The organism is Pseudomonas sp. BJa3 (genome assembly GCF_026343815.1).
In the GTDB taxonomy this organism is placed as follows: Bacteria; Pseudomonadota; Gammaproteobacteria; order Pseudomonadales; family Pseudomonadaceae; genus Aquipseudomonas; species Aquipseudomonas soli.
The window spans coordinates 1-254 of the sequence record NZ_JAOXMC010000364.1 but is presented as its reverse complement, the minus strand read 5'-3'; the positions used below and the strand labels follow the sequence as shown (position 1 = coordinate 254).

At 72.0% G+C, this 254-nt stretch carries 1 protein-coding gene; it reads right to left on the bottom strand.

Going from position 1 to position 254, the window contains the following annotated elements; all coding sequences use genetic code 11:
- Nucleotides 1-196, bottom strand: a 196-nt coding sequence (locus tag OH705_RS28040; protein WP_323873514.1) for a glycoside hydrolase family 3 N-terminal domain-containing protein, incomplete at its 3' end; no start/stop codon positions are given.
- Nucleotides 197-254 lie beyond the last annotated feature (58 nt).

Here is a 254-nt window from a genome sequence, read left to right as displayed (position 1 = left end):
CGCGCCCGCCTTCCTGGTCCACGCAGACCAGCTGCGGGCGCGGCTCGGCGGCGCGGATGGCCTGCGACAGTTCCGCCACCTGAGCGCGCGAGGCGAAATTGCGGGTGAACAGGATGACGCCGGCCACGGCATCGTGCTGCAGCCAGTCGCGCTCCTGCGCGGTGAGTTCGGTGCCGGCGATGCCGATGACGAGCATTGCGGGGGACGCCTCGTGACGGCGCCCTCTGGGCGCGGAGCCCGCATTGTCGCAGAAG